This window comes from Nonlabens sp., from assembly GCF_047636915.1.
GTDB lineage: Bacteria > Bacteroidota > Bacteroidia > Flavobacteriales > Flavobacteriaceae > Nonlabens.
Genome location: NZ_JBLIGN010000110.1, coordinates 1 through 6,653, shown reverse-complemented (window position 1 = coordinate 6,653; position 6,653 = coordinate 1). Strand labels below are relative to the sequence as shown.

The 6,653-nt window shown below is 35.2% G+C and carries 10 protein-coding genes; 4 read left to right on the top strand and 6 right to left on the bottom strand.

From position 1 onward, the window contains the following. The 4 genes from ACJAT0_RS11940 to ACJAT0_RS11925 all read left to right on the top strand — a co-directional run. Positions 1–358: DUF5915 domain-containing protein (locus ACJAT0_RS11940; protein WP_415181838.1), on the top strand; the 358-nt coding region annotated here is incomplete at its 5' end. 3 nt (positions 359–361) lie between these two features. Beyond that, entirely contained in the window at positions 362–742 is a 381-nt protein-coding gene (locus ACJAT0_RS11935) for a TraR/DksA family transcriptional regulator (protein WP_374004529.1), read from the top strand. Between the two features lie 258 nt (positions 743–1,000). Beyond that, the gene (locus tag ACJAT0_RS11930; protein WP_415181837.1) at positions 1,001–1,471 is read left to right on the top strand and encodes a hypothetical protein; all 471 of its coding nucleotides are present in this window, start codon (positions 1,001–1,003) and stop codon (positions 1,469–1,471) included. A 27-nt stretch (positions 1,472–1,498) separates the two neighbouring features. Then, the gene (locus tag ACJAT0_RS11925) at positions 1,499–2,125 is read left to right on the top strand and encodes a lipoprotein signal peptidase (protein ID WP_415181836.1); all 627 of its coding nucleotides are present in this window, start codon (positions 1,499–1,501) and stop codon (positions 2,123–2,125) included. 20 nt (positions 2,126–2,145) lie between these two features. On the opposite strand, the gene ACJAT0_RS11920 is transcribed toward ACJAT0_RS11925, so the two are convergent. From ACJAT0_RS11920 to ACJAT0_RS11895, 6 genes are all read right to left on the bottom strand, one after another. Next, a complete protein-coding gene (locus ACJAT0_RS11920; RefSeq protein WP_415181835.1) occupies positions 2,146–2,544 on the bottom strand; it encodes a response regulator in 399 nt (132 codons plus the stop codon). A gap of 1 nt (position 2,545) precedes the next feature. Further along, complete coding sequence (locus ACJAT0_RS11915; protein ID WP_415181834.1) at positions 2,546–3,646, bottom strand: sensor histidine kinase; 1,101 nt, start codon at positions 3,644–3,646, stop codon at positions 2,546–2,548. Positions 3,647–3,777: 131 nt separating this feature from the next. After that, positions 3,778–4,347, bottom strand: a complete 570-nt coding sequence (locus ACJAT0_RS11910; RefSeq protein WP_415181839.1) for a 5-formyltetrahydrofolate cyclo-ligase — start codon at positions 4,345–4,347, stop codon at positions 3,778–3,780. Beyond that, positions 4,340–5,299, bottom strand: a complete 960-nt coding sequence (locus tag ACJAT0_RS11905; protein WP_415181833.1) for a succinylglutamate desuccinylase/aspartoacylase family protein — start codon at positions 5,297–5,299, stop codon at positions 4,340–4,342. The genes ACJAT0_RS11910 and ACJAT0_RS11905 overlap by 8 nt, the downstream gene beginning before the upstream one ends. Beyond that, a complete protein-coding gene (gene rimK, locus ACJAT0_RS11900; protein WP_415181832.1) occupies positions 5,292–6,170 on the bottom strand; it encodes a 30S ribosomal protein S6--L-glutamate ligase in 879 nt (292 codons plus the stop codon). The genes ACJAT0_RS11905 and rimK overlap by 8 nt, the downstream gene beginning before the upstream one ends. Continuing rightward, entirely contained in the window at positions 6,160–6,597 is a 438-nt protein-coding gene (locus tag ACJAT0_RS11895; protein ID WP_374004540.1) for an ATP-dependent zinc protease, read from the bottom strand. Before ACJAT0_RS11895 ends, rimK begins: the two co-directional genes overlap by 11 nt. Positions 6,598–6,653 lie beyond the last annotated feature (56 nt).

Here is a 6,653-nt window from a genome sequence, read left to right as displayed (position 1 = left end):
ACTTGAAGATGTAGAGATTACGTCTTCGGACATAGAAGGATGGCTAGTAGCAAACCAATCAGGTATTACCGTTGCACTTGATGTTACCTTATCACCAGAACTTAAAAAGGAAGGGATTTCTAGAGAAATAGTAAATCGCATTCAAAACATAAGAAAAGAGTCTGGACTAGAGGTTACCGATCGCATCACTATTGAGATTGCGTCTCATAGTGAACTGGACGATGCTCTAAAAACAAATGAGCATTATATCAAAGAGGAAACACTTGCCGACCTATTAACAATAACACAATACCTTGATAACGGTACAATAATTGAATTTGACGATATTGCCACTTCTATTAAGATTAATAAACTATAGCGCATGAATACAAATGAAAAATTAAGATACGGCAATGACGACCTAGCCTACTTCAAAAACATACTGCTTGCAAAGATCGAAGAAGCTACAGAACAGTATGAACTGATCAAAAGTGCTTACATGAATAATGCAAGTAATGGCACTGAGGATACAGCGCCTCAATTTAAAGCATTTGATGAAGGCAGTGCAGTAATGAGTAAAGAAACCAGCGCACAGCTTGCTATACGTCAAGAAAAGTTTTTAAGAGACCTTAAAAATGCCCTGATAAGAATTCAAAATAAATCTTATGGAGTGTGCCGTGTAACCGGAAAACTGATCAACAAAAAGCGTTTGGAATTAGTTCCTCACGCAACATTGAGTATTGAAGCAAAAAACATGCAGTAGTGGCATATACACTGCTCTTTTGGTATGTATAAAAATAGAAACCTTTGTACTATGAATAATCGCAATGCTTGTTCTTTTTTACAAAGGTTTTCTTGTGTTTTATTTGGTTGTATTGTTCTCACTTTCGCGAAAGCGAATGCACAACAAACTTCTTCCATAAAAAATGAAAGGCAACATCTGCAAAGTACTTTTGAAGTAGTGCATATCGATCTCCTTTAATATCTTAAATTAGAAATTAAAACATCAACCAGTGACCAGGTGAAAATCATCACTCGTCAAAATGGTGAATATAGAAATGCGGTAGTATTAACGAGTATTGTTAGAAATGATTCCTTGCTAATTACTGATCCGATCCACCCGTCTTTCACTTTTCCAGGAGATAAGCTGAGTGTGCATAAAGTTGTAGATGGCAATGCTATTATTTACATACCTCGATTTAAAAAAGTTGTTCTTAACACTCAAAATACTGATATAACTATTTCTGGCATTTTTAAAAATGTTTATATCAACCAGCTTTCTGGCAGCTGTAAGATGAATCAAATCCAAAGTGATTTGAATTATATATCCATCTATGCAGATGTTTTTATAGCGTTAGAGAAACATGACATTACTAGTTTTTCAAAATCTGGTAAAGTTTCCATATTTATAAAACCTACATTGATAGAGTTTTTTGCCTCAATAGAAACGGTTTCTGGTAACATAAGCCATATTAAAAAGACTAATAAATAGTATTTTTACATTTTTGAAAAACATTTAATGAAATTATCAAAAGCAGTTGCAATTATTCTAGTGGTTCTTTTCATAGACCAAGCCAGTAAGATTTATATAAAACTCAATTACACATTAACTAGCAGCAGTAGCGACGCTATAGTCGATTGGGGGAAATTTAAATTATTGTTTTATGAAAATGCTGGTGCGGCTTGGGGAATGGAAATACCTGGAGATTACGGTAAGTTAATTCTGGTAGTGTTTAGAGTATTTGCGGTATTTGGTATCGGTTACTGGTTAGTGAGTAGCATTAAAATGAATGGCCATAAAATCTTGATTCTTTGTATTTCATTAATATTTGCTGGTGCCTTAGGAAATATTATAGACTCTATTTTCTATGGAGTCATTTTCTCTGGAAGTTATCACGGAGCGATTGCAACGGCTTTTCCTGAAACAAGTGGATATGCTGATTTGGGTTATGGCCATGTAGTAGATATGTTGTATTTCCCTTTGTTTGAAGGGAACTGGCCCGAATGGATTCCTCTTGTAGGTGGAGAACAATTTAAATTTTTCAACGCTATTTTCAATGTCGCCGATAGCGCCATTACCATAGGAGTGATGCTACTAATCCTATTTAGTAAAAAAGCTTTTCCAGACGCTAAAAAACCCAATTAACCCCTCGTTGAAAAAACAGCTTATTTCGTAAAAAAACGAACCATCGCTTCTTTGTTTATCGGTTTAGTCATAAAAGCAGTTACGAATTTATGATTGTTCACCTTACTAACCTCTAGCGGATTTATCGTAGAACTCACCACAAAGAGCTTTGCATTCAACATATCTGCAAATGGCTCAACAGCTTCTAAAAACTCCCAACCGTCCATAATAGGCATATTTAAGTCTAACAGAATAACTTCTGGTAAACTTGGGATTTCCTTTGTTAATTCTTCTTTGAAATAATTAAAAGCCAGTTTTCCATTTTCAAAAACCAAAAGTTCAACAGCAAATTTATTCTTTCTGATTAGCATTCTAATCAAACTTACATATAATTTATCATCATCAATGATACATGCTTTTTTAACCAAGGTATCTGTCATCTTAAAATTTTACTTTAAAGGAGCTGCCTTCTCCAAGAACACTTTTTACTGAAATATCTCCACCCAAAGACTCTATCTGATTTTTAGTAAGGAATAAGCCTACGCCACGGGCGTCATCATTGTCATGAAAAGTGCCGTACATATTGAAAATTTTGCTTCCATTTCTGTCTAAATCTATCCCTATTCCATTATCCTGAAAAACAAGCAATTTTTTGGTTTTTTCACAAATTGTCTCAACGTCGATTTGAAGGGGTCTTGACAAATCCCGGTACTTGATTGCATTCGATAATAGATTAGTCATGATACTACGTAAAAACGATGACACATAATTAATGTGCGTCAAAGCAGTAAAATCATAATGAATAGTAGCCTCTAAATGCTCTAATAAAGGAGCATGCTCTTCAAGCACCGATTCAAACATACTTTTAATGTCTACAAGATCTGTGTTTTTTTCATGAGTACTAATAGTGACCACTTCATTAAGATGCTCTAATGTCTGACTCAAGCTTTTAGAAATATCCTGAATATAACTTTTAAAAACCGCTTCTTCTGAGTCTGAATTTTTATCTGCAAAAGTTTCCAAGGTAAGTTCTAAATTACTAGAGTGTGATCTAAGGTTGTGAGATATAATGTGTGCAAAATGAATCAATCGATCATTTTGAACATTTATTAAGCGCGCTCTTTTTTCTAATTCTTTACCTTGTTTGATAAAACGGTCGATACTTACAAACACGCCGCGTATCCCTAATGTATTTCCTGTAAGGTCATCTTCGAGCAATTTTCCAGAAGCCCTAACCCAGAACTTATGACCATTATAGTCTATCATTTCAATATCATTCTCAAAACTGTGTCCTTTAAGACAGTTATTGAACTTCCTTATAGCATCTCGATGATCTACAAATAAAGTAAGTGCAGAATCGATGCTCAGCTCAAAATTATCAGGCAACTGAAGAACTTTCTTTCCTATTTCATCCATAAAACAAAAACCTGTTTTATGATTATAGCTATAAGAACCTGTCAAGGTAGTCAGTGCTGTTTCTTTTGAGAAATACTCTTTGTCTTGCAACTGTTGCTGCAATTTTCTTTTAGGGATAATTTTCATCGTTTTAAGGGAAAACGCTCAAATTACACTACTGAAAAGCAGTGGTCTGATTTGATTAAGCACGTGAAAATAATGATTAAATTTTAAGGAACCATGGTTAATTACTTTCCTTACTACATTCAGAGGGTGATTTAACCTAAATCTATAACTTCTTCTCCATATAAAATATAATTCAGACCGACATCATTGACATGCATATCTATTTTAGACTCTATTGGTTTAAACATTGAAAGCCCAATTTTTATTACATCTGGTCTACATTTTTTTAAAAATCGATCATAAAATCCTTTTCCATAGCCCACACGATTTCCAAATCTGTCTGCTATCACTAATGGAACAAAAACGACATCTATATTTTTTTCATCTATCGGAATTCCGTTTTGGTCAGGTTCTGGAATTCCATGCGAGTTAATCCTTAATTTCGTTTGATCTGTAAGCAAATAATGAGACATAGAAATGTCCTCAAAATTAGACTTAGACACCACGATATTTTTATCTTTTCCTTGAAGAATATGAAGTAGATACTCCGTATTGATCTCTTTTTGTTTCTGAATAGGCAAAAAAACGTGATAGTTAGAAAAACTCCATATATCAAGCTCTAGTGCTTTATTAGCAATTTGAAGGCTTGATTCTTGCACTTCTATATCTGTAAGTGCCCGTCTACGGTCTAAATATTCTCTTCTCAATTCGTGCTTAGTCATCATTTTTTGAAATATGAAATATGGCATCACCTTGATACACCAGCGGGCTAAAATTTACGTTGATCACGTAACCTGCATGTGGCGCTTTTACTTGATATCTAAATTCGCCATAGGGGTCTGTTATCGTAGCGATAAACTCATCTTTTTCTACCTTTTTACCACAAGGTACTTTAGGATGTAATAAGCCCGAATAATTTGCTCTTATCCATTTTGATTTTGTAATTACTACAGACTCCTTTTTTGGAGTTTTAACTTCGATAGTTGCGTCTAGCATTTTTAAATGGTCCAGCACCCTAATCGCTCCATTTACCGCCGTAGCGACTATATGCTTATCACTCCTGTTAGACATACCTCCTTCAAAAAGTAAATAGGTCTTCCCTAGATCAGCACAAGTAGCTCTAAGGGTCTTTTTAACATTGCTGCCATTCACAAGAAATGGTGCATTAAAAACCTGAGCAAGATCCCACGACTTAGTTTCTAATTGTGATACTCTTAAATGAGGTGCGTTGAAACGTTGCGCTCCACCAGTGTGAAAGTCTAATATAATATCTGCTTGTGGTAAAATCTCCTTAGTTACTTGATAAGCAAATCTACTTGCTAGCGCACCAGATTTAGTTCCTGGAAAAACCCTGTTTAAATCTCTCCCGTCAGGAAACTCTCTTGTACCGCTTAAAAATCCAAATACATTTAAAACAGGAATAGCTATAACAGTGCCTATGATAGGCTTATTTATTTTTTTTGCAATTAGCTGTCTTACCACTTCAATCCCATTAATTTCATCTCCGTGAATCCCACCAGTTATTAGAACTACTGGACCAGCTTTTTTACTGCGTTCTACTATTACAGGCACTTCGATACTTGTAGAAGTATACAGCTTGGCCATATTAAAATTAAGCCTATAACTTTTCCCAGGCTCAATTAAGGTATCGAATATTTTCAACTGTTTAAGCATGAACTCTTTTTTCTATGTACTTTATAATTTCACCTGCAATGTTTTTACCCGTGGCTCTTTCTATTCCTTCTAGACCAGGAGAACTATTCACTTCTAATACCAATGGACCACGACTACTTTGAAGAAGATCTACACCACAAACCTCTAACCCTAAAGACTTTGCCGCACTTATAGCCGTTTGTTCTTCAATTTTAGTAAGCGTTATACTCTTTGCAGTGCCACCACGATGGAGATTGGACCTAAACTCTCCTTTTTGAGCCTGTCTTTTCATAGCACCTACCACTTTATCTCCAACAACAAAAGCACGCAGGTCTGCGCCACCAGCTTCTTTTATAAATTCTTGTATAATGACGCGAGTTCCCAATTCATTATTAGCGTCTATAATAGCATCTGCCGCTTCAATGGTCTCTGCAAGGCTAACACCGATTCCTTGTGTTCCTTCAAGAACTTTGATAACTACTGGTGGACCATCTACTTGTTTACATATCTCATCAGTATGCTCTCCAAAATTAGTAAAAACAGTCTTAGGCATATCTACGCCACTTCTTGAAAGTAATTGAAGACTTTGTAATTTATCCCTACTGCGCACTAGGGCTATAGAACTTACTGTCGTAAAGCAATTCATCATCTCAAATTGCCTTACGATAGCTGTACCATAAAAAGTAATACTAGCGCCTATGCGAGGAATAATAACGTCTGGAGTGATTAACCTTTCACCGTGATAATAAACGGTAGGTTTGTGCTTTTCCAATTTAATATCACAATGCAATACATTTATTGCCTTTGCGATATGTCCTGCTTTTCTTGCTTCTTCCATCAATCGCCTTGTACTATACAGACTTGTACTACGAGATAAAATACTAATCTTCATTTTGATACTGTAAATAGGATACATCTTGTAATTCTGGATCAACTATAAATTTAGGAGAGAGAAACTTACGGCCTATTAAAACTGGATATTTCATTTCCTCTCGATTGCTTAAAGTTAATGAGATCTTATAGAGTTTTTTAAAAAGTCTAATATTTCCCTGTACTTCAAAGCGCATATCGACGCTCCCATTACTGCTGCGTACACTGGTAATCTTATACTCTTCAAAACTAAGTCGTTTGCCATGATATTGATCATGTTCTTCATCTAGTAGTGTTGCGTATAACACACCATCCTTTTCTTCAATATCTTTGCAGTGAATACTACTGGTATATGCCCCCGTATCCACTTTAATATCAATTCCTTCTATTTTCAGGTTAGGAAAATCTGCACGATCCGTACGACCTATAGTTATTTTTTTTGTTGCCAATCTAGTTTTTTAATAAGTCACAAAGATGCATTTTTCCACAGCCATTTATGGGGTGT